Origin of the sequence: Arthrobacter crystallopoietes (assembly GCF_017603825.1) — a bacterium.
GTDB lineage: Bacteria > Actinomycetota > Actinomycetes > Actinomycetales > Micrococcaceae > Crystallibacter > Crystallibacter crystallopoietes_B.
The window spans coordinates 2,835,430-2,857,647 of the sequence record NZ_CP072014.1 but is presented as its reverse complement, the minus strand read 5'-3'; the positions used below and the strand labels follow the sequence as shown (position 1 = coordinate 2,857,647).

At 62.1% G+C, this 22,218-nt stretch carries 21 protein-coding genes and 1 pseudogene; 6 read left to right on the top strand and 16 right to left on the bottom strand.

Annotated elements, in window-relative coordinates:
• Nucleotides 1-3: 3 nt before the first annotated feature.
• Both pheT and pheS read right to left on the bottom strand, forming a co-directional pair.
• Nucleotides 4-2,547, bottom strand: coding sequence for a phenylalanine--tRNA ligase subunit beta (gene pheT, locus J5251_RS13145; RefSeq protein WP_139006026.1), 2,544 nt, complete (start codon nt 2,545-2,547; stop codon nt 4-6).
• Nucleotides 2,548-2,550: 3 nt separating this feature from the next.
• Nucleotides 2,551-3,630 carry a phenylalanine--tRNA ligase subunit alpha gene (gene pheS / locus J5251_RS13140; RefSeq protein WP_139006025.1) on the bottom strand — a complete coding sequence of 360 codons (1,080 nt, stop codon included), beginning with the start codon at nt 3,628-3,630 and terminating at the stop codon, nt 2,551-2,553.
• 233 nt (nt 3,631-3,863) lie between these two features.
• Between pheS and J5251_RS13135 the strand changes: the two genes are divergently transcribed.
• Both J5251_RS13135 and J5251_RS13130 read left to right on the top strand, forming a co-directional pair.
• Complete coding sequence (locus J5251_RS13135; RefSeq protein WP_139006024.1) at nt 3,864-4,292, top strand: hypothetical protein; 429 nt, start codon at nt 3,864-3,866, stop codon at nt 4,290-4,292.
• A gap of 54 nt (nt 4,293-4,346) precedes the next feature.
• The gene (locus J5251_RS13130) at nt 4,347-5,408 is read left to right on the top strand and encodes an Rv2578c family radical SAM protein (protein ID WP_208574206.1); all 1,062 of its coding nucleotides are present in this window, start codon (nt 4,347-4,349) and stop codon (nt 5,406-5,408) included.
• Between the two features lie 162 nt (nt 5,409-5,570).
• Here J5251_RS13130 and J5251_RS13125 read toward each other — a convergent pair whose 3' ends face one another.
• Entirely contained in the window at nt 5,571-6,017 is a 447-nt protein-coding gene (locus tag J5251_RS13125; protein WP_240793140.1) for a (deoxy)nucleoside triphosphate pyrophosphohydrolase, read from the bottom strand.
• A 174-nt stretch (nt 6,018-6,191) separates the two neighbouring features.
• Here J5251_RS13125 and J5251_RS13120 point away from each other — a divergent pair, with 174 nt between their 5' ends.
• On the top strand, nt 6,192-7,451 hold the full coding sequence (locus J5251_RS13120; protein ID WP_208574205.1) for an MFS transporter: 1,260 nt from the start codon (nt 6,192-6,194) through the stop codon (nt 7,449-7,451).
• Here the strand turns inward: J5251_RS13120 and J5251_RS20685 are convergent.
• From J5251_RS20685 to infC, 5 genes and pseudogenes are all read right to left on the bottom strand, one after another.
• A pseudogene (locus J5251_RS20685) lies at nt 7,385-7,618 on the bottom strand (cation diffusion facilitator family transporter); the annotation flags it as partial. The gene J5251_RS13120 and the pseudogene J5251_RS20685 overlap by 67 nt on opposite strands.
• A 33-nt stretch (nt 7,619-7,651) precedes the next feature.
• Nucleotides 7,652-8,563, bottom strand: coding sequence for a TrmH family RNA methyltransferase (locus J5251_RS13115; protein WP_208574204.1), 912 nt, complete (start codon nt 8,561-8,563; stop codon nt 7,652-7,654).
• Between the two features lie 45 nt (nt 8,564-8,608).
• Nucleotides 8,609-9,313 (bottom strand): 50S ribosomal protein L20, sunset domain variant, encoded by a 705-nt coding sequence (rplT, locus tag J5251_RS20680; RefSeq protein WP_139006018.1) that lies wholly within the window; start codon nt 9,311-9,313, stop codon nt 8,609-8,611.
• 117 nt (nt 9,314-9,430) lie between these two features.
• On the bottom strand, nt 9,431-9,625 hold the full coding sequence (gene rpmI / locus J5251_RS13105) for a 50S ribosomal protein L35 (protein WP_074702678.1): 195 nt from the start codon (nt 9,623-9,625) through the stop codon (nt 9,431-9,433).
• A 139-nt stretch (nt 9,626-9,764) separates the two neighbouring features.
• On the bottom strand, nt 9,765-10,751 hold the full coding sequence (infC, locus tag J5251_RS13100) for a translation initiation factor IF-3 (RefSeq protein ID WP_244250665.1): 987 nt from the start codon (nt 10,749-10,751) through the stop codon (nt 9,765-9,767).
• A 363-nt stretch (nt 10,752-11,114) separates the two neighbouring features.
• On the opposite strand from infC, the gene J5251_RS13095 reads away from it, so the two are divergent.
• Nucleotides 11,115-11,546, top strand: a complete 432-nt coding sequence (locus J5251_RS13095; protein WP_208574203.1) for a DUF1844 domain-containing protein — start codon at nt 11,115-11,117, stop codon at nt 11,544-11,546.
• 58 nt (nt 11,547-11,604) lie between these two features.
• Here the strand turns inward: J5251_RS13095 and J5251_RS13090 are convergent, their stop codons facing one another.
• From J5251_RS13090 to J5251_RS13065, 6 genes are all read right to left on the bottom strand, one after another.
• The gene (locus J5251_RS13090) at nt 11,605-12,453 is read right to left on the bottom strand and encodes an SseB family protein (RefSeq protein WP_244250664.1); all 849 of its coding nucleotides are present in this window, start codon (nt 12,451-12,453) and stop codon (nt 11,605-11,607) included.
• Between the two features lie 5 nt (nt 12,454-12,458).
• On the bottom strand, nt 12,459-13,202 hold the full coding sequence (gene priA, locus J5251_RS13085) for a bifunctional 1-(5-phosphoribosyl)-5-((5-phosphoribosylamino)methylideneamino)imidazole-4-carboxamide isomerase/phosphoribosylanthranilate isomerase PriA (protein WP_139006015.1): 744 nt from the start codon (nt 13,200-13,202) through the stop codon (nt 12,459-12,461).
• A gap of 199 nt (nt 13,203-13,401) precedes the next feature.
• Nucleotides 13,402-14,043, bottom strand: a complete 642-nt coding sequence (hisH, locus tag J5251_RS13080) for an imidazole glycerol phosphate synthase subunit HisH (RefSeq protein WP_139006014.1) — start codon at nt 14,041-14,043, stop codon at nt 13,402-13,404.
• Nucleotides 14,040-14,657 carry an imidazoleglycerol-phosphate dehydratase HisB gene (hisB, locus tag J5251_RS13075; RefSeq protein WP_139006013.1) on the bottom strand — a complete coding sequence of 206 codons (618 nt, stop codon included), beginning with the start codon at nt 14,655-14,657 and terminating at the stop codon, nt 14,040-14,042. Before hisB ends, hisH begins: the two co-directional genes overlap by 4 nt.
• Before the next feature lie 75 nt (nt 14,658-14,732).
• A complete protein-coding gene (locus tag J5251_RS13070) occupies nt 14,733-15,827 on the bottom strand; it encodes a histidinol-phosphate transaminase (RefSeq protein WP_139006012.1) in 1,095 nt (364 codons plus the stop codon).
• A 61-nt stretch (nt 15,828-15,888) separates the two neighbouring features.
• Complete coding sequence (locus tag J5251_RS13065; RefSeq protein ID WP_139006011.1) at nt 15,889-16,263, bottom strand: LysM peptidoglycan-binding domain-containing protein; 375 nt, start codon at nt 16,261-16,263, stop codon at nt 15,889-15,891.
• A 275-nt stretch (nt 16,264-16,538) separates the two neighbouring features.
• Here J5251_RS13065 and lexA point away from each other — a divergent pair, with 275 nt between their 5' ends.
• Entirely contained in the window at nt 16,539-17,303 is a 765-nt protein-coding gene (gene lexA / locus J5251_RS13060) for a transcriptional repressor LexA (RefSeq protein WP_139006010.1), read from the top strand.
• Nucleotides 17,304-17,615: 312 nt separating this feature from the next.
• On the opposite strand, the gene J5251_RS13055 is transcribed toward lexA, so the two are convergent.
• Entirely contained in the window at nt 17,616-19,649 is a 2,034-nt protein-coding gene (locus tag J5251_RS13055) for an ATP-dependent DNA helicase (RefSeq protein ID WP_432264426.1), read from the bottom strand.
• Nucleotides 19,642-21,189 (bottom strand): GTPase HflX, encoded by a 1,548-nt coding sequence (hflX, locus tag J5251_RS13050; RefSeq protein WP_208574202.1) that lies wholly within the window; start codon nt 21,187-21,189, stop codon nt 19,642-19,644. Before hflX ends, J5251_RS13055 begins: the two co-directional genes overlap by 8 nt.
• A gap of 415 nt (nt 21,190-21,604) precedes the next feature.
• Here hflX and J5251_RS13045 point away from each other — a divergent pair, with 415 nt between their 5' ends.
• Nucleotides 21,605-22,216 carry a class I SAM-dependent methyltransferase gene (locus tag J5251_RS13045; protein ID WP_208574201.1) on the top strand — a complete coding sequence of 204 codons (612 nt, stop codon included), beginning with the start codon at nt 21,605-21,607 and terminating at the stop codon, nt 22,214-22,216.
• Nucleotides 22,217-22,218 lie beyond the last annotated feature (2 nt).

Sequence of the window (22,218 nt, the reverse complement as noted above, 5' to 3'; positions counted from 1 at the left end):
TGCTTAACGCTGGACGGCGCCGAACCGTTCGGCGGCCAGAGCCACCGCGGCGGCCCGGGCCTCCGAGGCCTCATCGGCCGTCAGCGTGCGGTCATCGGCGCGGAAGCGCAGCCCGAAGGCCAAGGACTTCTTGCCGTCTTCAATGCCTGTGCCGGCGTACACGTCGAAGAGCGCGATGTCCTCCAGCAGTTCGCCGGCGCCCTCGCGCAGGGTCTCCCGGACTGCCTCCGCGGCCGTGTCCGCATCCACCACCAGCGCCACATCCTGCGTGGCCACCGGGTAGGTGGAAAGGTGCTTGGCGACGATAACGTCCGGGGCTGCATCGAAGAGCGCGTCCGCGTTCAGCTCCAGCGCTACAGTGCGTTCGGGCAGGTCCTGCGCGGCGAGCAACTTCGGGTGCAGTTCGCCCGCGTAGCCCACGCTCTGGCCGTTGCGCAGCGAAATCCTCGCCGTACGGCCCGGGTGGAAGGCCTGGTGCGAACCTTGCTCCACTACCAGTTCGACGCCGAGCACGTCACCCACCAGCCGCGCTGCATCCAGCGCGTCCGCCCAATCCCAGGGACGCGGGGTGTGGTTGGCGCCGGCGGGCGAATCGTGGCCCATGAAGACAGCCGCAAGGTGCAGCGGCTGCTCGGGAATGCCCGCATACAGTTCGTCCAGCACCTCCTCCGGGGGCCGCACGCCCAGCGGCGGGATCTCCGCCGAGCCGAGGCGGCCGTTGGGCAGGAAGACGAGCCCGGCCTCGTACAGGGCCAGGTCACGGAAGCCGCGGGAGTGGTTCCGGCGCGCCGTTTCCAGCAGCCCCGGCAGCACGGAGGTGCGCAGATAGCCGTGTTCATCGCTGAGCGGATTGGCCAGCTTGAGCGCGCTGCGTTCCTCGCCGTCCGCCGCGGCACCGAAGGTGTCATTGGCGGCCTTGGTGACAAACGGGTACGAAAGCACCTCGGTCAGACCCGCGTCCGCGAGCGCCTGCATGACGCGCCGGCGCTGCTGCTGCACGCGCGTCAGGCCGCGCCCGGGAGGCGCCACCGGCAGGGTCGCCGGGATGTTGTCATAGCCGACCAGGCGGGCGATCTCCTCAGCCAGGTCTTCCTTGATCTCCAGATCCTGACGCCAGCTCGGCGCCGTAACCCTGTACCCGCCGTCGTACTTTTCAACATCCGCGCCGAGGTCCGTAAGCGCCACGGTGATCTGTTCCTCGGTGAAGTCGATGCCGATCCTTTCGGCCGCAAAGCCCGCCGGCAGATCAATAACAACGGCGGCCGGTTCCTGCCCGGCGTCGGTCACCGTGGTGTCCGCGGTACCGCCGGCCAGCTCGGTCAGCAGGTCCACGGCGCGCTGCGCGGCCTCGTCGGCCACCTGCCAGTCCACGCCCCGCTCGAAGCGCTTGGACGCCTCGGAGGGCAGCTTGTGGCGGCGGCGGGAGCGGGCAATGCTGACCTCTTCGAAATGAGCCGCTTCGATGAGCACATTGACCGTGCTGTCCGAGACCTCGGTGGCTGCCCCGCCCATTACACCGGCAATGCCGATTGCACCGGAATCGTCGGTGATCAGCAGGTCCTCGGGATCCAGCTTGCGCACCTTGTCGTCCAGCGTCCGCAGCGTCTCCCCCGCGTTGGCGCGGCGCACCACAATGTCGCCCTGGAGCCGGTCCAGATCGTAGAAGTGCAGCGGCTGGCCCAGCTCGAGCATGACGTAGTTGGAAATGTCCACCACGAGCGAGATGGAACGGATCCCGGCCAGGCGCAGTCGCGAAGCCATCCAGGTCGGCGTCGGCCGGGTGGGGTCCACGCCGCGCACCGTGCGGGCGACAAACCTGTCGCAGCCGGGCTTGCCGTAAATGGGTGCCTGGTCTTCGAGCCGGACAGGGTAGCCGGGGCCGGTGGAAGGATCGACGACGACGGCGGCGGCCGGATCCTTGAACCCGGTACCCGTAGCATGGGCGAATTCGCGGGCCACGCCACGAATGGAGAAGCAGTAGCTGCGGTCCGGGGTCACGTTGATCTCGGCAGCCTCGTCGTAGAGGCTGAGCACCTCGAGGGCGTCCGCCCCAATTTCGGGATCCAGGCCCAGGGTCCCGAGCACGAGGATGCCGTCATGGTCATCACCGATGCCGAGCTCCCGCACGGAAGCGATCATGCCGGCGGAAACGTGGCCATAGGTCTTGCGCGGGGTGATCCTGAAGTCACCGGGCAGCACGGCGCCGGGCAGGGTGACGACAACCTTGTCCCCCGGCTCGAAGTTGTGCGCGCCGCAGACAACGCCCTGCACCCCGGAGGGGTCGATGCCGTCTCCGGTCAGGGTCTGCTCCTGGCCCTCCGGCACCACCCGGACCTGGCACCAGTTGATGGTCTTGCCGTTGGACTGCGGTTCCTTTTCGGCCGAGAGCACCTGCCCGACGACTACCGGGCCCTTCAGTTCGTCGAGCGGACGGTGAACGTCCTCCTCTTCGAGACCAACCTTGACCAGTTCGGCCATGACGTCTTCAGCGGTTGCTTCCGCCGGTACCTGGGCATACTCGCGCAACCAGGAAAGTGGGATACGCATTACTTAGATCTCCATCCCGAAGTGTTCGCTGAACCGTACATCGCCTTCAATCATGTCGTGCATGTCGCCGACTTCGTTGCGGAACATCAGCGTGCGCTCGATGCCCATGCCGAAGGCGAAGCCCGAATAGACCTCGGGATCGATTCCGGCAGCACGCAGCACGTTGGGGTGCACCATGCCGCAGCCGCCCCACTCGATCCACTGCGGGCCGCCCTTGGCACCCGGATGCCAGATGTCCAGCTCCGCGGAAGGCTCGGTGAAGGGGAAGAAGTTCGGACGCAGCCGGATGCTGGCGTCGGCGCCGAACATCTGCCGGGCGAAGTGCTCCAGCGTCCCGCGCAGGTCAGCCATGCTCAGGCCCTTGTCGATGGCCAGGCCTTCGAACTGGTGGAACACGGGTGTATGGGTGGCGTCCAGTTCGTCGGTGCGGAACACCTTGCCCGGGCAGAGCACGTAAATCGGCACCTCGCGCTCCAGCATGGACCGCACCTGGACCGGCGAAGTATGCGTACGCATCAGCAGGTGGGCTTCCGGCGGCTCCACGAAGAAGGTGTCCTGCATCTCCCGCGCGGGGTGGTCCGGCTTGAAGTTCAGCGCGTCGAAATTGAACCACTCGGACTCCACCTCGGGACCTTCGGCGATTTCCCAGCCCATGCCGACGAAGATGTCGCTCACGCGTTCCTGCAGAATGGACAGCGGGTGCCTGGCACCAGCACGACGACGGCGCGGGGCAGCCGTAACGTCCACGGCCTCATCCACGAGGATCTGCGCATCCCGCTCCGCCTCGAGCTCCTCGGTACGGGTAGTCAGCGCCTTATTCAGCCGTCCTCGCGCCGGGCCCACAAGCTTGCCGGCCGCAGCCTTTTCTTCCTTGGCGAGCTTGCCGATCTCGCGGTTGGCCAGGCTCAGCGGCGACTTCTCACCGGTGTGGGCAATGCGGGCGGCCTTCAGTTCTTCAAGGTTGGCGGCAGCGGCAATCGCGGCCAGCGCCTGCTCGACGGCGGCGCCAATGGCTGCCTCGTCCAGCGGATGCGGCGCCGCGGCGGCCTGCGGGGTCTCAGTCCCCAGTGTGGTTTCAGACATGTATGTTCTTACCTATTGATTCTGTATGCAGGTGTGTCTTCGGCTCATGAACAGGTGCCTCGAATACGCTATGGCAGCGCTTCAGGTGCCCGGCACATCGGTCATGTCTCAGCACAAACAGTCTAGTGGACAGTGCCGACACCTCCGACATCGTGGGAGCGGACGCCAGTTGCTGCCCATCGACGGACACGCCCTCCGGGAGGCGCCGCACCTGCAGAACCTATGATGTTGGCATGACCGCCGGTGAGCGCCTGCGCCGCTACCTGAACCTGATCAATCTCTCCACCCTGGTGGGACTCGCCGTAGCGAAGGCGGCGGGATGTTCCCTCCAGCCCGGGCCCCGCGGCCTGCTTGTTGCGCAGGGTTACACCTGGCCGGTGCCCAAAGCATCGGCCTTCACGCTGGGAAACGTGGTACTGCTCCGCCCGACCGCCGCGCATCTGGCCGCCAATTCCGTCCTGATGGGTCACGAGGCACGCCACAGCACCCAGTACGCCTGCTGCTTGGGACTGCCTTTCCTGCCGCTGTATGGCGTGGCCGCGCTCTGGTCGCTGCTGCGAACCGGCGATCTCGCCTCGCGCAACATCTTCGAACGGTGGGCAGGCCTGCGCGAAGGGGGCTATTGTGAGCGTCCCGTGCGGCGCCGACGCACGAAGAACTAGTCTGAACCTGCGCAGCCCTTGCCGAAGACCTCGAACGTGTGTTCGAATTGTCTTATGCGTTGGGACGGGCAAGCTTTGGATTCTGTTGATGATCTGGCGTTGCCGGGCCTTGCGAAGATGGCAGGCCTGGTGCGCTCCACGCAAACCCCCGAGTTCAGCGGAGTCACCTTCCACGAAATTGTCTGCAAGTCTGCGCTCAGCAAAGTTCCTACGCAGTCGGCCATGCCGTTCGAGTGGACCATCAATCCCACCCGCGGCTGCCTGCACCAATGCACCTACTGCTTTGCGCGCAAGACCCATGAATATTTGGATCTGGATGCCGGGCGGGACTTTGACACCCAGATCATTGTCAAGACAAACATCGTCGAAGTGCTTCGCCGCGAACTGGCCCGGCCATCGTGGAAACGGCAACCAGTTGCGCTGGGAACAAACTCGGACCCCTACATGCGTGCCGAGGGCCGCTACAAACTTATGCCCGGCATCATCGAAGCTCTTGCCGACTCCGGAACGTCGTTCTCCATCCTCACCAAGGGGCCCTTGCTGAAGCGGGACCTGCCGCTCCTGGCCAAGGCCGCCGAAAGTGTGGACATCGGAATCGGCGTGTCTCTTGCTTTTGCGGATGCGCGGCTTCAGCAGCAGGTCGAGCCCGGGACACCCACGCCCAAGGCCCGGCTGGACCTCATCAAGGCGGTTGCGGACGCGGGCTTTAATTGCAACGTCATGGCCATGCCGATCCTGCCGTGGCTTACGGACGGGGACGAGCATTTGGACCGCTTGTTCTCCCAGCTGGCTGCTGCCGGAGCGTCTGGCGTCACAGCGGGCGCCCTGCACCTGCGCCCAGGTGCGCGGGAGTGGTACCTGCGGTGGCTGGGCAGGGAATACCCGGAGCTTGTGGGCAGGTACCACGGACTTTACAACGGCGGCACCTACGCCTCCAAGGACTACCGCCAGTGGCTGGCAGGACGGGTAGCAAAGCTCAAAACCCGCTACTCGCTATCCGGCGGCGCCGCCCATCTGCGCGTCCGCACGGCCGTTCCGGCAGCCGAGGGGCAGGCTCCGGCCCCTGGACATACAACCCCGGAGGCATCGCCTGCTTTGGAGCCCACGCTTTTCTGAGCGTCTGGCACCCTGCCGGCAGTCGTCGAGGCAAAGTCCGTGGTGGCTCAGTCAGCAGCACGAACAGGAAGAAGCCCGCCCAGATCCTGGCTCCGGCATTTCTCCCGGCTTCTTCGTTCAGTCCACCATATTCATCCGTTCAGGATCGGCGTATTCATCCGTTCAGGATCGGGCGGTGTCTACCTGTTCCACCGTCTCCAGTACAGCCGTGATGATCGGAAGATCGGCGGGAATCCAAGGCAGGGCGTTGAGTTCAGCGTGCCGCAAGGGCACCCAACGCAGCTCGTCGTGGTCCTCGAGCGGACGAGGTTCGCCGTCGAGAATTCGTGCGTTCCAGACCCGCATCGCGGCAGTACCGTTAAGCTGCCAGCCCTGTTCCAGCGGACCTAGAACCTCCGAGCCAAGCTGGACGTCGACACCTAACTCTTCGCGGATTTCACGTAGAAGCGCTGCTTCGCAGCCTTCTCCCGGCTCCACCTTGCCTCCGGGAAATTCCCACAGGCCGGCCAAGGATTCCGGTGCCGTTCTCCGGGCGACCAAGAGTTCGGAAGGCTCCGTAAGAGAGTCCAGGATCGCGGCTCCGACGATCTGTTTTAGAGGCTGTTCCACGGAACCGAGTCTACCGACTGTACGGTGCCTCCCCTGAACCGGCCCGTCGCCTCGGTTAGAGTGGAAATGGACAACGACGTCGGCGCGTTGCACTCCCACCATCTGCCGGCAGAAGCCCTGCGCCTATACCTCCGACTGCTGGCCGCCTGACTTCGACCGAGAGCTTCTGCATTTATGACTTCCAAATCCGCCCGACCCGTCAGAGAACCCGGCAACAGCACCCATGTTGTTTGGGCGATTATCGCCCTGGCCGCAGGCGGATTTGGTATTGGAACAACGGAATTCGCCATCATGGGCCTGCTCCAGGACGTGGCTGAGGGTCTGCAAATCAGCATTCCCGAGAGCGGCCAGCTGATCTCGGCCTACGCCCTGGGCGTGGTCGTGGGTGCGCCTATCCTGGCTGCACTCGGTGCCAGAGTGCCACACAAATACATGGTTTTGGGGCTCATGGGGTTGTTCACCATCGGCAACCTCTCGTCGGTGGTGGCAGCGGATTACACCACAATGCTCCTGACCCGCTTCCTGTCCGGTCTCCCCCACGGCGCTTACTTCGGCGTCGCTGCCGTGATCGCGGCTTCCCTTGTTGCCCCGGCCAAGCGCGCCCAAGCCGTGGCCGCCGTCATGCTGGGGCTTTCGGTGGCAAACGTTGTCGGAGTTCCGCTGGTTACGTGGCTTGGCCAGCAATACGGTTGGCGGCTCATGTTCGTGGCCGTGGGCGTCATGGGCGTCATTACCCTCGTCCTCCTCCAGCGTTTCGTCCCATTCACTCCTACCCATGCCGAAGCGAGCATCCGCAAGGAGCTCAGCGCACTCAAACGGATCCAGGTCTGGCTGGCTTTGCTGATCGGCATCGTCGGCTTCGGCGGTTTTTTCGCGGTGTATTCGTATATCAGCCCAACCATGACCGACGTCACGGGCGTGCCCGAATCGGCACTGCCGCTGATCGTGGGACTGTACGGCCTCGGCATGGTCGCTGGAAACCTTGTCGGCGGCCGGCTTGCCGACCGCTCGGTTATGGGCAGCATCTACATAGTCATGACGGCGATCATTATCGTGCTGGTGCTGTTCTGGGCAGCAGCGGGTATCCCGTGGCTGGCAGTTCCGCTCGTCTTCCTGCTTGGCGCCGCAGGCTCCAGTCTCATCCCGGGACTGCAGACCCGTCTGATGGATGCCTCGCCTGATGCGCAGACACTGGCCGCGTCGCTGAACCATTCGGCCCTCAACATGGCGAACGCGCTAGGCGCCTTCCTCGGAGGAGCTGTCATCGCAGCAGGATGGGGATTCAAAGCACCTGCCCTCGTCGGTGCCGGGTTGGCGTTCCTCGGACTGGCAGTTGCCGCTATTTCCGGCCTCCTTGATCGCCGGCGTCATGCTCCTGTTGATTCCGAAGCCGCGGATGTTCTGTCAGCACGGAAGATATCCGGCTCCAAGTAGATCACGCGGGCATTCGGCACAGCCTCACGGATCGGCTGTTCGGCTGCATCGATCTGTTCGGCGATCTCGCGGCCTGATGCGCTGTGGGCAATAGTCACCTTCGCAGCCACCAGCAGTTCCTCGGAACCCAGGTGCATCGTCTCCAGGTGAATGATTCTGGTCTTGTTGTCGGCGCCGATTGCCTCTTCGAACAAGCTATATCAATCCCGCTGTGCCCGGGCCGAGGCATACAAACAAACTGTAGCTGCGGTTCCGACGTTGAGACTTTCGGCTTCCCCGTAAATCGGTACGGCGACACGCCATTGCGCCACCTCCAGCTCGGCGGTCGATAGCCCCTTTGCCTCGTTGCCGAAGAACCATGCTGTGGCTTCCTCGAGGCGCGGCATCTTGGATTCTGCGGCCATGACTTCGGCATCACCTCCGCTTTTAAGCCGACGGCCCGCGCTTTGGTCTTGCAGGCGATCTAGATCTACGTTTCCATATCCATCGGCAGCGAGCAGAGCAAGGCCGTGATTGAGGAGTTCGTCGGTCAGCGAGATGAAATCCTGACCAACGACGATGGGCAGGTGGAAGAGCGATCCGGCGGTCGAGCGGACAGCTTTCGGATTGTAGATGTCAACGCTTCCCTCGGTGAGGATTACCGCATCTGCACCGGCGGAATCGGCCGCGCGGAGAACGGTCCCTGCGTTGCCAGGATCCTGGACACGGCACATGACTGCCAGCAGCTTCGGGCCTGCCGCCAAAACAACGTTCAGGGGCCGGTCCAGGAAATTGCAGACAGCAACGATGCCCTGCGGGCTGACTGTATCTGCCATGGCAGATACAACTTCCTCGGTCGCGTACCTCAAGGGGATCCCGGCGGCGAGGTCGGCCAATTCGGGCAGCCGTTCGAGACACGATTCGGTGGCGAATACTTCAACTACGACGCCGCTGCCACCGGGCGTGGCATCGGCGCGGTGTGCGGCCAAGGCTTCGCGGACGGCCTGCGGACCTTCGGCCAGGAACTGCCTGCGCTTTAAACGCGCTGAGCGCCCGGCAAGCTTGGCTACGTCTTTGACCCGATCTGCTCGGGGGTTCGACATAACGGCTTGCGGGCGCCCAGTAGTGCTCATAAAGCGACTATAGCGTCACCACAGATGCTGCTTGAAACGGCAGTCTTACTCGGCGATCTTCTGGCGTGCCTCGCCACCTGCAGGCTCGTAGCCGGCAGCCTTGGCAGAGGCAACAGTGTCAAACCAGTACTGAGCAGCAGTCTGCTCGTACCAGGTCGAGCCCGGAACGTGGTACTTGTTGGACTCAGCGTTGCCCTTGATGGTGAATCCCTCGGGGGCGGGCTGACCGTCAACAACAAGAACCGCACCCGCGGGAGCTTCGGTGTTCTCAGCGGCAGCGGCTTCGCTCTTCTCGGCCTTTGCCGGGGACGTCTCGGCCTTCTTCGCAGCCTTGGCGGCTTCGGCCTTCTTCACAGCCGGCTTTGCCTCAACAGCTGCGGGAGCGGAGGTGTCAGCGGGGAGGGAGTCCTTGGCAATCTGAACCAGGGCAGCGAATGCATTGGCATCCGAGACAGCCAGTTCGGCAAGCATGCGGCGGTCAACCTGGACCTCGGCGGCCTTCAGGCCCTGGATCAGGCGGTTGTAAGTCAAGCCGTTAGCGCGGGAGGCAGCATTGATGCGCTGAATCCAGAGGCGGCGGAAGTCGCCCTTGCGCTTGCGGCGGTCACCGTAGCTGTACACGAACGAGTGCAGCAGCTGTTCCTTGGCCTTGCGGTAGAGTCGGGACCGCTGTCCGCGGTATCCCTTTGCGCGTTCCAGGATTACCCGGCGCTTCTTATGGGCATTTACCGCCCGCTTCACACGTGCCACGTGCGTACTCCTTAAGTGTTGATACCCAGAAGCCTAAGTTGAATGTCCCTCAGGCTTGGGAGCTAGTTGAAAAGATGTGGCGGACCGGATGGTCCCACCGTGAATCAGAAGGAAGAGCTAGATGCCCAGCATCTTCTTGATGTTCTTCACATCAGCCGGAGCCACGATCTTGTCGCTGGCCAAACGGCGCGTGAGAGTGGAAGCCTTGTGCTCCAGGTAGTGACGGCGGTTAGCCTGCTGCCGCTTGAGCTTGCCCGTACCGGTGAGCTTGAAGCGCTTCTTGGCGCCACTGTGGGTCTTCTGCTTCGGCATAGCTGCCGTTCTCCTTACGTCTTCCTCCGGCCATACGGCCATCGGTTCATGCGGTACCCGATTCGGGTACCGGCGGTGTACATGTCTGCCGGACACCGGATGCAAGCTGCAACCGGTACCAGGTGAAACCCGGCGTGGTTCAGCTCTTGGAGCTGCTCCGGCCGGAAGGCTTGGGTGCTGCGGGTTTGGCAGGAGCCTTGGCCGCGGCTGGTTTCGGCTTGGCCATGGGCTTCGGCATAGGAGCCTTAGCTGCGGGCTTCGGTGCCGGAGCTTCCGACTGCGCCGCCGCAACCTGCGGTGCCGGAGTTTGCGGTGCCGGAGCTTCTGCCTCGGCCGGCGCAACCTTCGCTGCCGGAGCTTCAGCTTTAGACTCCGGAGTCTCGGCCTCAGCCGGGGCAGCCTTCGGCGCCGGAGCCTCGGCTTCGAGAGCCTGTGCCTCTTCCTTGGGCGCTTCCTGCACGGGTGCAGCTTCTGCCGGTGTCTCCGAAGGAGTCGGCTCAGCTGCGGCCTTGGTCAGCTCTTCGGGCAACAGATCACCCAAGCTCTGGGTCATCGGAGCCTGATCCGAGGAAACGTCTACGCGCTCCTTCTTGGCTTCGTTGGCTGCCTTTGCTTCGGCTTTCTGGGCTGCCCGACGTGCTTCTGCCTTGGCTTCAGCCTTGTTCTTAAGCGGGCCGATAACCATCACCATGTTGCGGCCGTCAATGCGAGGGCTGGATTCGACCAAACCGACCTCGGCAACATCATCAGCGAACTTCTGGAGCAGGCGAATGCCCATCTCCGGGCGCTGCTGCTCTCGGCCACGGAACTGGATCATGGCCTTGACCTTGTCCCCGGCGCCGAGGAAACGCAGAGCGTGACCACGCTTGGTTTCGTAGTCATGCTTGTCAATCTTCAGTCGGAAACGGATCTCCTTGAGTACCGTATTCGTCTGGTTCTTGCGCGCTTCACGGGCCTTGACTGCAGCTTCGTACTTATACTTGCCAAAATCCATGAGCTTGCACACCGGAGGCTTGGCCTGCGGTGCGACCTCAACAAGATCCAGATCCGACTCGGAGGCCAGACGCAGGGCGTCCTCAATACGGACAATACCGACTTGTTCTCCAGCCGGTCCTACCAACCGCACCTCAGGGACGCGGATCCGATCATTGATTCGTGGCTCGCTAATGTGTTGCTCCTGTTGTTCTGGTAACGAGTACCGCCTGCAATAAAAGAAGGCCTCCCATTGCACGCGCAATCGAAGGCCTCAAACGTCGGCTGCGAAACGACACCGCATGACGGGCGCTTCCTGTTCATTCCTGCTGTCCGACAGGACCGCCAAAATGAACATGCCGACCAGGAACCCGGCAGCTCTGGAATATCCATGCCAACAGGTGGGAGAGGTCTCCGCTTGCATATTGATTCGGGTTGCTTCCGCCGGCCTGTAATGCCGTGTGCTTTTGGGCACGAAAATAACTTGAATCAATCGGTCTGTGACAAGCTTACCAGTATGAGCACGCCAGATAACAATCCTGCCCCCGCAACAGACCACCGCCATAGTTTTGAATCCGCCGATGGTTCCGGCCCCCGGGCCAGCACTCAGGAGCAGGAAGTCCTGACCCAGATGCGCGACATCGCCGAAGTTCCGGCGGTAGAGGTCATCACCACCGCCGCCGTCCACCTGATGAGCGCCGCAGCCGTCAAGTGCGGCTTGGCCGCCGGCGACGATGCCGAAGAGCTCAAAGATCTGGACGAGGCGCGGAAACTGATTACGGCCTTGGCTGGCTTCGTGACCGCTGCCGCACCGGAGATTGGCAGTCAGCATGCCGGTCCGTTGCGCGATGGGCTGCGTTCCCTGCAGCTGGCATTCCGCGAAGCATCGACGATTCAGGACGAACCGGGCAAGGGCCCGGGCGAAAAGTACACGGGTCCGGTCAGCTAAGTCCGTCCCGCCTATATCAAGTTCGACGCCGGAGTCTCGCTCCGGCGTCGAGCTTTTATTATCGGGTGAAGCTGATCTCCAAGGAGTCCACCCGCTCCATAAAGTCCGGGTCGCCCCCCAGCCTCCGTTGCAAACGTGCGGCCAAGGCCTGCAGTTCCGTCCGCCCAAGCCCCTCACGAACCTTGAGCACGAGGCGCAGCTCAGGACCGGCTCCGCCACCGGCAACAATCTTGCCGGTGGCGGTTTTTGCCCCGATTCCACCACCAGGTGCCAGACCGACACTGCTGATATCGGCCTCCATCGCGACTGCCTGCGAAACGATCCCAGTCAACCGTTCGTCTTCGTAAGACGGCACCCATTCCTGCTGTTTGGCCAGCGCCCACATGCCGGGCCGGCGGACAACGAAAGTAAGTTCAGCACCAGGATCAACAACAAGCAGTTCCGCCTTCTCGGCGACCGCGGAAAGTGCGGCACGTGCAGCGTAGACAGCCACGGGCCGCGCTTCCGGATGCCAGGCTTCCAGGGCGGCGATGGAGGTAAACACGGGTAACGCTCGTCGACCATCCGGAGCCTGCACCGTCACGAGCGCCATGTCCGCCTGTTTGTCGGCAGACAGTCCGTGGACACCGGCTTCTTCCTCAGCCAACTGCGCGACAATCGGCACAAAGACCCGCGCCGTCGCCAGGGCGCGGACAACATCGGCTTCACCACCGGTGCCGCCGATGAGCGCGGACAATGCTTCGGTGTAGGCAGCATCGGCGGTGCCGTCGTCCTGGTCGAAATTGTGCAGTGGATTACCCTGGCCGCTCAGGTCCCGTCCTTCCCAGGCCTGTCCGGCGGAGTCAGTGCTTCCGCCGGCGCCTGCCAGCGCCGCCGCTATGTGTCCGGGAAGCTCTCGCTTTTCCACTTGGGTCAGCGACGGCCGGCAGTATCCAGGGCCTGCGGCAAGGTAAAGGCACCAGCGTAGAGTGCTTTACCCACAATCGCACCTTCAACACCGAGCGGCACCAAGGCACGCAGGGCCACAAGATCATCGAGACTCGAAATTCCGCCGGAGGCAACGACCGGCTTGTCCGTACGGGCGGCTACTTCCTGCAGCAGTTCGATGTTCGGGCCCTTGAGGGTACCGTCTTTGGTCACGTCGGTAACAACATAACGTGCGCAGCCGGCATCCTCCAGTCGAGCCAGCACCTCCCACAGATCGCCGCCCTCCTTGGTCCACCCGCGCGCTGCCAACGTCGTGCCCCGCACATCAAGCCCGACGGCGATGGCGTCACCGAATCGATCGATAGCCCGGGCGGTCCACTCAGGATTCTCCAGGGCTGCTGTGCCGAGATTCACCCGGGCTGCCCCGAGTTCCAGCGCCCGCTCCAAGGAGGCGTCATCTCGGATGCCTCCAGAAAGCTCAACCTTGATGGAGAGTTCCTTGACGACGCGCTGGAGTAATTCGGAGTTCGAACCGCGGCCGAAGGCTGCGTCCAGATCTACCAGATGGACCCACTCAGCGCCGTCGTTCTGCCAAGCCATTGCAGCGTCCAATGGATCGCCGTAGCTGGTTTCGCTGCCGGCCTCGCCCTGAACGAGGCGGACGGCCTGGCCGTCGGCAACGTCCACTGCGGGTAACAGTTCCAGAATCGGGGCGTTGTCAGTAGTCATTCGGTATATCTGCTTTCTGGGTTGGTTGGAAAGTTCTACTCGGACGGGCCGAGTGTGAGCAGGTAAGCGGCTAGCAGTGACATTCCGGCTAAGACCCAGAAGCTAATGACAATAGCCTTAGGAGCTTTCTGGCTGCGGAAGGATAAGGCGCCGCCAATAAGCAGTCCGGCGACCCCCATGAGCACGATGCTCCACATATCTAGCCCAGCGTCCGGAGCCAGTTCCGCAGCAGCTCCGCTCCGGCATCGCCTGACTTTTCCGGGTGGAACTGCGTGGCGCAAAGCGGGCCGTTTTCAACAGCGGAGATGAACCTTCCTCCGTGTTCGGACCAAGTCACCTGCGGCGGGGTCATGGCCGGCTGGGACACATCGAAGTCCCAGCGCTGCACTCCATAGGAGTGGACGAAATAGAAGCGCTCATCCTCAATGCCGGCAAACAGGCGGCTGCCTTCCGGGGGCTCAACCGTGTTCCAGCCCATGTGCGGTACAACATCGGCAGCAAGACGCTCCACCGTTCCTGGCCACTCCCCCATACCCGGGGTACTGACGCCGTGTTCAACACCCTCCTCAAACAGCACCTGGAGACCGACGCAGATGCCAAGAACCGGCCTGCCTCCGGCAACGCGGCGCCCTATCCAGCGCAACGCATCCACCTTCTTCAACTGCTCCATGACAGCGGCGAAAGCGCCGACGCCGGGAACCAGCAGGCCATCCGCATTGAGAACGTCCTCGGAGGCATGACTCAGCGTTACTTCCGCCCCGACATGCTCAAGCGCGCGCACGGCGGACCGGACGTTGCCGGATCCATAGTCGAGGACGGTGATTTTTGGGGCTGATTTCACAAGGCCCCCTTCGTGGAGGGAATACCTTCCACCCGCGGGTCAGGTTCGATAGCAGCACGCAACGCCCGCGCAAAAGCCTTGAACTGCGCCTCAACAATGTGGTGCGGGTCCCTGCCGCCCAAGACCCGCATATGCAGGCAAATTTGTGCATGCAGGGTGACGGCCTCGAAGACGTGCCGCGTCAGCGAACCCGTGAAGTGACCGCCAATCAGGTGGTACTCCTGGCCGGCAGGTTCCCCGTCGTGCACCAGATAAGGGCGTCCGGAAATGTCTACCACAGCGTTGGCAAGGGCTTCATCCAGCGGAACCGTGGCCTCGCCGAACCGCCTGATTCCTGCCTTGTTGCCGAGGGCACTCTTAAGGACCTCCCCCAGGGTGATTGCGACGTCTTCAACGGTGTGGTGGACGTCGATATGGGTATCCCCGGATGCCTTCACCGTCAGATCCATCAGCGAGTGCTTAGCCAGCGCCGTGAGCATATGGTCATAGAACGGCACAGTCGTGCTGATATCGGATTGGCCCGTGCCATCGAGGTTCAGTTCCACCAGGACGGAAGATTCACTTGTAGTGCGTTCAAGGCGCGCGGTGCGTCCGGTGGCAATATCCACGGTCATTGGAGTCCTTTGAAGAAATTCGATTTGGCTGTCCACGAAGACGTGCGCCTCTTATACCAGTCTAGGAGAAATCGCTCAGACAAGCTCACGCAGGCGGTTCAGGAACGCAGTGGTCTCCGCCTCAGTGCCGGCAGTAACCCGAAGATGGCCCGGTATCCCCACATCACGGATGAGCACCCCTGCGTCGAGCAAACCCTGCCACACTGCATGCGGATTGCCTACTCCCCCGAAGAATACGAAATTCGAATCCGAGGGCGCGGGACGCAGACCCATATTCGTGAGTTCGGACACGATCCTGTCACGCTGGCCCTTGATGTCTTCGACATTGGCCAACAGCGCATCCGCATGATCCAGGGCTGCAACGGCAGTTGCCTGGGTGATGGCGGACAGGTGGTACGGCAGGCGGACCAAGCGCAAGGCATTCGTCACTTCGGGTGCAGCGGCCAGATAGCCGACACGTGCCCCTGCCAAAGCGAACGCTTTACTCATGGTTCGCGAAACAATCAGACGCTCCCTGCCCTGAAGCAATTCCAAAGCGCTGGGGGTGCCGGAGTGGGCAAACTCGGCATATGCCTCGTCCACAATGACCATGGTGTTGTATTCGGCACCCGCCTCGTACACAGCTTCTACAACATCCAGGCCAAGAGCCGTCCCTGTCGGATTGTTGGGAGAACAAAGAATGACGATGTTTGCAGCTGATTCCTTGACTGCCCGCGCGGCTGCCTCGGCCGTCAAACTGAAGTCGGCGGAGCGGGCGCCGGTTACGTATTCAGTGTCGGTTCCGCTTGCCAGCAACGGGTACATCGAATAAGTAGGGGGGAAGCTGAGTAAGCGGCGGCCTGGACCGCCAAAAGCCTGCAGAATCTGCTGGAGGACTTCGTTCGAACCGTTGGCAGCCCAAATGTTTTCTTCCGTCAGCCCATGGCCCAGGTAACGAGCTAACGATTGACGCAGCTGTGTAAATTCGCGGTCCGGGTAACGGTTCAGCCCCAACGCTGCCGCATCTACGGCAGCCGCAATAGCTTTGTGAACACTATCGGGAAGTGGATGGGTGTTCTCGTTAACATTCAGCAGCACCGGCACATGCAGCTGGGGGGCGCCGTATGGTTCCAAGCCTCGGAGGTTTTCCCTGAGAGGCAGGCGATTCAGTCGTTCTAGCTGGTCACTCACCGATCAAGCTTAAGCTCCGGCCGGCCCGGGGCAGGAATCGGGCCAGCCGGAGGGTCTCATATTACGGCCGCTGGCCGATACCGCTGATGGGAACATGGAGTTGCTGTCCGGCGTGCACGATGGAGCCCGGGAGGTTGTTCAATTGGGAAATCTCGGCAATCACATCATGTGGATTCCGCTCCGGTGCAACGGCACTGGCGACTTCCCACAAGGTCTGCCCGGAGCCGACCGTGACAGTAATGGTCTCGCCGGCTCCTAGGCCGTTGCTGGTGGAGGCCATTGCGGGAGCAGTAAAGAAACCGATCAGCGTCAGCAGAGCAGCGGCCGACAAGATAAGCGGAAGGCCGATCAGCAGCAGACGGCCGCGGCGAGTGAGCTGGAGTGGTTGCGCGCTGCGCGGTACGGCAGGCAACTGCGGTGCGAGCTGTGCAGACATGTTGACACCTTTCCCGATCTTCGAACGCTGATGTCCGAGATCATCCAATTCGAATTTACGTTCGAATCCTTCTTCACCAGTTTTAGCACTTATGATCGAACATTGTCGAGACTCACTAGAACAAATGTTTGAAAGTTCCCCGCGACTCCCCTAGCGTTAAAACCAAAGGTGGCCGTACATGCAGTGCATCAGCTGCCACTGACAAAATAAGCTTCCGGTTCGAATTCAGGCGGCACTGCTGAATCGGACCGGACGGAGAAACCGGAGTCCGGGCCATGTCGAAGAACGTTTCCAAAGCAGCTGCCACAGCAGACAGCAGACAGGCAAAGCCGCCTCGGGCTGCAGGGAAGTCCAAGGGCCTGACTGCGCGCCAAAAGAAAATCCTTGAAACCATCCAAGCGTCTGTAAGTGCTAATGGTTATCCGCCGTCTATGAGGGAAATCGGTGACACAGTCGGACTGGCAAGCCTGTCCAGCGTGACCCACCAGCTGATACAACTCGAAAAGATGGGTTACATCCGTCGTGACCCCAAGCGTCCCCGCGCCATGGAGGTGCTGACTCCGCTGTCCATTGAGGACGGCGGTGTCCAGACAGCCGGGGTGGAACAACTAGACGCTGTCCGAAGTATCAACGGTTCCACCATTTCAGAACTCGGCGGTGCGTCGGATACGGCCATGGTTCCCCTCGTCGGTCGCATCGCTGCCGGCGGCCCCATCCTGGCGGACCAGGTCGTCGAGGACGTTATGCCCCTTCCGAGACAATTGGTTGGCCATGGCGAACTGTTCATGCTTAGGGTCTCCGGGGATTCCATGATCGACGCAGCCATCTGTGATGGCGATTGGGTTGTCGTACGGCGGCAGCAAAGCGCCAACAACGGAGATATTGTTGCAGCCCTGCTCAACGACGAGGCAACTGTAAAGACATTCCGGCAGCGGGACGGCCACACATGGTTGCTGCCACAAAATACCCAATACGAACCGATCCTTGGCGACCATGCAACGGTCATGGGCAAAGTGGTTTCAGTGATGCGCACTCTATAGACGGATGCATTTCGCCAAGGATGTCCCGGCGCGCGACCGCGTGCCAGGGATTTTCACACCGGATGCGGCGCCGCACCCTTATGATCCTTGCACTGACGTCCGTCTCTTCGGCCGGGCCGGATCATAAGGGCCGGTGTCTTCTGCGTCACGATTACTGTGGGTGGCCGTCGCCGCGCCCCATGGCCTTCCTGGTAGGGGTGTGACGACAGGGCCATCCGTCAAGCCTGGGAGCTCCCCGCTATGATCCAGCATGCCGCCCGGAGTCTGTAGTCGCGCGGTAATATCATGGGCCTCGTTTGGCGGAAGTGCGGATCAGCCCGGCTGACGGGCTGAGAGCCGTTCCAAAATCTGCAGCGCCACGCTCCGGTCCTTAGTCGACCAGAATGGTGGCAAAGCAGACCGGAGGAAACCACCATAACGGGCATTCGCCAAACGGGAATCCAGTACCGCGACCATGCCGCGATCACCTGCGGCGCGAATAAGGCGCCCAGCTCCCTGAGCCAGTCGGACTGCGGCGTGGGTAGCGGAGATTGCCATAAAACCGTTGCCGCCGGCTTGCGCCACGGAACGGGTCCTCGCTGTCATGAGCGGGTCATCGGGACGTGGAAACGGAATCCGGTCAATGACGACCAACCTGCAGGCGTCTCCGGGTACGTCCACACCCTGCCAAAGTGTCATCGTCCCAAACAAGCAGGTATCCGGTTCCGCCGCAAACTGCTTAACCAAGGCAGCGATCGACGACTCGCCCTGGCACAGGATTTCATTGCTGATCCGCCGTCGCATTTCGGCGGCCGCTTCCTCAGCTGCCCGCCGGGAAGAGAACAGACACAATGCTCCGCCTCCTGAGGCCTTCAGCAGTGCTTCCAGTTCATCCAGTTGCTCCGTGCTGGTTCCGCGTTCAGGCTTCGGCAAATGCGAAGCCACATACAGCACTCCCTGCTTCGGATAGTCGAACGGGCTTCCAACATCCGCGCTCGAGTACGCCGGTGCACCAGCCCCCATCAGTCCCAACGATCCGGCTACCGCATCAAATGCGTTTCCGATGGCCAACGTCGCCGAAGTCAGAACCACAGTGTGGCCGTCGAACAAGCCCTCACGCAGCCGGGAGGCGACGGACAGGGGTGCCACGTTGACTGTTGCGGGCTGGGTATCGTCCTCTGCCGCGAAATCGGTTCCGGACGCGAAATTGCTAGGCCTGGTAATCCACACGACTTCCCGGGCCTGGGCTGCCGAGAGTATCCGGTCGCAGACTTCCAGCACGACAGTCAGCCTGGAGCGGGCCATCTGCCGCCCACCGTCCGCACTGTTCGATGTGTCCGATTTGGAGTCGGAAAGTGCGACCCGGCAAGCCTCACGCAACTGCGTCAGCGCCATCTCATGATCGTCACGGAGCCCGGACGCCATCAGCCCCGTGGTAGTGGCTGCCAAGGCTGCTTCGAGGCTCTTCGCCGCGCTGTTGATCGACTCGACGCTGGCCGCAGTATGCTTGCGGGCCATGGACGCCGCCGTATGCACCATCGCTACTGAGAGCTGGCCGGCAACCGCACTAGTGACGCGGTCCTGCAGTTCATGTGCCTCGTCGATGACAACCACGTCGTATTCCGGGAGTACCGACAGGCCCTCAAAGGCATTGATAGCCAACAAGGCATGGTTGGTAATCACCACGTCCGCTTCACCGGCCCGTGTGCGGGCTTGCTCACTGAAGCACTCTGTCGCCATCGGGCACTTCTGCGCTCCGAGGCACTCCATGGAACTCACCGAAACCTGTCGCCAGGCACGATCGCTGACGCCGGGGACGATTTCATCCCGATCGCCGGTGTCAGTCTCGTCCGCCCATTCCCGCAGCCGTACCACTTCTTTTCCCAGCCCGGAGGCCGGGCCACCGGTTGCCGGGGCAGGATGCTGTACAGCATCCTCGCCAAGAGTAAAGAGAGCGTCGGGAGCGTCTTCGTCGGGGAAACCACCGGCCAGTTTGTGCCGGCAGAGGTAGTTGTTGCGCCCCTTCAGGAGGGCTACATCCACCGTGCGTGGCAGCTCGTCCGAGATGGTTTCGAGCAGCCGCGGCAGGTCACGCTTGACGATCTGTGACTGCAAGGCCAGCGTCGCAGTGGAAACAACGGCGGGTTTCTCGCTCTCAAGGGCATGGACGATCAGGGGAATGAGATACGCCAATGATTTGCCGGTGCCCGTACCCGCTTGAACGAGCAGATGTTCTTGTTTGCTGAACGCCTCAGCAACGCGATCAGCCATCTCATGCTGCCCAGCGCGGTTCTGCCCGCCCATGGCGCGCACCGCAACGTCGAGCAGACGCAGCGCTTCCTTCTCGGTCAACGACGCCTCAACCACGATGGAGGAAAGGCCCGAGCTCTGCAGCCAGCCCTTCACGGACCTTCACTTCCAGCTTCGTTCCGTTTTCTACATGTTCGACGGAGAGAATCTCCGCATCAGGGCTGTGTAGCCGGCTCACCACTTCGCCACGGTCATAGGGGATCAACAATTCAAGCTGGACCGTTGGACGTGGAATTCCGTCGCTAATGGCCTCAAGCAGTTCCGGGATTCCTTGACCTGTACGTGCCGAAACCACCACGTGCCGCGGTTCACGCTGGCGCAGACGCTCGACGACAAACGGGTCGGCTGCGTCCGCCTTGTTCAGGACTACGATTTCCGGGAGCTTTCGCGCGTCGACTTCAGTGAGTACCTCCCGGACCGCGGCAATCTGCCCTTCGGGATCCGGATGGGAAGCGTCGACAACGTGCAGGATGAGATCCGCATCCGCAGCCTCTTCCAACGTGGAGCGGAATGCCTCGACCAGTTGAGTAGGCAGCGAGCGAACGAAGCCGACCGTGTCGGTCAGGGTGTAGCCGAGTCCATCGGCAGTTTCGGCTTTCCGCACCGTAGGATCCAGGGTGGCGAAAAGCGCGTTTTCAACCAGGACGCCCGCATCGGTCAGACGGTTCAGCAACGACGACTTGCCCGCATTGGTGTAGCCGACTATGGCGACGGACGGAACAGCATTTCGTTTTCGATTTGCCCGCTTCGTGTCACGGGCAGGTTTCATCCCTGCGATTTCCCTGCGCAACTTCGCCATACGGGTACGAATCCGGCGGCGGTCCAGCTCGATCTTGGTTTCACCGGGACCGCGAGAACCAATGCCGCCGCCGGCGGCACCGACGCGACCACCGGCCTGCCGGGACATTGATTCGCCCCAGCCGCGCAATCTCGGAAGCAGGTATTCGAGCTGAGCCAGTTCCACCTGCGCCTTGCCTTCGCGGCTCTTGGCATGCTGGGCGAAGATATCAAGGATCAGTGCCGTACGGTCGATCACCTTGACCTTGACGATGTCTTCCAATCCCCGTCGCTGGGACGGAGAAAGTTCGCCGTCGACAATGACGGTATCCGCACCGGTGCTCATGACGATATCGCGCAGTTCCTGCGCCTTGCCAGATCCAAGGTACGTGCCGGGGTCCGGCTTGAGCCGGCGCTGCACCACACCGTCAAGCACCTCGGAACCGGCAGTCTCTGCCAACGCCGCAAGCTCACGCAATGAATTATCGGCGTCGTCAGCGGTACCTTCAGTCCACACACCGGCAAGGACGACTCGTTCGAGCCGCAGCTGCCGGTATTCGACCTCGGTAACGTCTTCAAGTTCAGTAGAAAGACCCGCAACGCGGCGCAAGGCGCGCCGTTCGGCCAAGTCCTGTTGCTCGCCGTCGAATTCCGAGTGTTCCTCGTCCAAGGTCGAGATGGCCTGTGCCCTGCCTCTGACACCGCCGGACTTTGTCCGTGCCGCAGTATCCTTTGCCAGAATCCGGTCAATGACCGCCTGGATTTCCTCCGGGCTCAGCTCTGGTTCCGACGAGGGCTGGCTGTTGCTAGTGGTGGACATGCTCTCCTTTGAAAAGTCTGTAGTTCTATCGTAGACCTCAGCGGCCTCGGGCACCGAGGGGCCAGCCGGTCTATGTTGATGAGGGGTCAAGAAAATCCTCCTGACAACGGCGGCGCAGGGCCGCCGGCACTTAATCTGGTGGGAGCCGCTGCCTTTGCTTCGGCCAATGAAGTTCGGAAACTGCGGCACACACCGCCACAGGTTCACGGAAGAAGAAACTCAGTTAGTTCCCGGATGGACTGTGCGCGATCTTCCCTCGGAGCTGGGCTCAACGTCAGAGAAGATTCGGTGCGGGCCAGGGTGCCCGCAACGGCACAGTCACTTATTCCACATGAAAATACCATACCAGCACTTCGACCCGCCTTAGGACTGCCTAGATACACATTCCCCGCCCGGCGCACTACTCTGGCGGATTATGGCCACAGATCATTACTTCAGTGCGGAGCCCGAAAAACCCGAGATCCGCAAGCCATTGACCGTGGTGCTGAACGGACAATCGCGCCGGCTGACGACGTCCAACGGCATTTTCAGTCCTGACGGCATTGATAAGGGGACAGCGGTTCTCCTGGACGACGTGCCCGCACCGCCGGCCAGTGGGAACCTCCTGGATATCGGCTGCGGCTGGGGACCGATCGCTCTCACTCTTGCCTTGAAGTCGCCCGGAGCAACGGTTACTGCCGTCGATGTCAATAACCGCTGCATCGCCTTGACCAATGACAATGCCCGCGCCCTCGGGCTGGCCAACGTCCGCGCTTGCCTTCCTGAAGAAGTGGACCCTGAACTGCGCTTCGATACGATCTGGTCCAACCCCCCGATCCGGATCGGCAAGAGCGAACTGCACTCCTTGCTCATGCTGTGGCTGCCGCGACTGGCGCCCGGGGGAAACGCCTGGTTGGTGGTGCAGAAGAATCTCGGGGCCGATTCGCTTCAGCGCTGGTTGGCCGCCGAGCTTCCCGGGGAGTATTCGGTACGCCGCGAAAGCACGGCCAAGGCCTTCAGAATCCTGCGGGTCACCCGGGCAGCCTGAAG

Excerpts from the sequence above, each read along its gene's own strand:
- pheT (WP_139006026.1), bottom strand. The coding sequence starts at position 2,547 with ATGCGTATCCCACTTTCCTGGTTGCGCGAGTATGCCCAGGTACCGGCG.
- pheS (WP_139006025.1), bottom strand. The coding sequence starts at position 3,630 with ATGTCTGAAACCACACTGGGGACTGAGACCCCGCAGGCCGCCGCGGCG.
- J5251_RS13135 (WP_139006024.1), top strand. The coding sequence starts at position 3,864 with ATGACCGCCGGTGAGCGCCTGCGCCGCTACCTGAACCTGATCAATCTC.
- J5251_RS13130 (WP_208574206.1), top strand. The coding sequence starts at position 4,347 with ATGCGTTGGGACGGGCAAGCTTTGGATTCTGTTGATGATCTGGCGTTG.
- J5251_RS13120 (WP_208574205.1), top strand. The coding sequence starts at position 6,192 with ATGACTTCCAAATCCGCCCGACCCGTCAGAGAACCCGGCAACAGCACC.
- J5251_RS13115 (WP_208574204.1), bottom strand. The coding sequence starts at position 8,563 with ATGAGCACTACTGGGCGCCCGCAAGCCGTTATGTCGAACCCCCGAGCA.
- rpmI (WP_074702678.1), bottom strand. The coding sequence starts at position 9,625 with ATGCCGAAGCAGAAGACCCACAGTGGCGCCAAGAAGCGCTTCAAGCTC.
- J5251_RS13095 (WP_208574203.1), top strand. The coding sequence starts at position 11,115 with ATGAGCACGCCAGATAACAATCCTGCCCCCGCAACAGACCACCGCCAT.
- priA (WP_139006015.1), bottom strand. The coding sequence starts at position 13,202 with ATGACTACTGACAACGCCCCGATTCTGGAACTGTTACCCGCAGTGGAC.
- hisB (WP_139006013.1), bottom strand. The coding sequence starts at position 14,657 with ATGACCGTGGATATTGCCACCGGACGCACCGCGCGCCTTGAACGCACT.
- J5251_RS13065 (WP_139006011.1), bottom strand. The coding sequence starts at position 16,263 with ATGTCTGCACAGCTCGCACCGCAGTTGCCTGCCGTACCGCGCAGCGCG.
- lexA (WP_139006010.1), top strand. The coding sequence starts at position 16,539 with ATGTCGAAGAACGTTTCCAAAGCAGCTGCCACAGCAGACAGCAGACAG.
- hflX (WP_208574202.1), bottom strand. The coding sequence starts at position 21,189 with ATGTCCACCACTAGCAACAGCCAGCCCTCGTCGGAACCAGAGCTGAGC.
- J5251_RS13045 (WP_208574201.1), top strand. The coding sequence starts at position 21,605 with ATGGCCACAGATCATTACTTCAGTGCGGAGCCCGAAAAACCCGAGATC.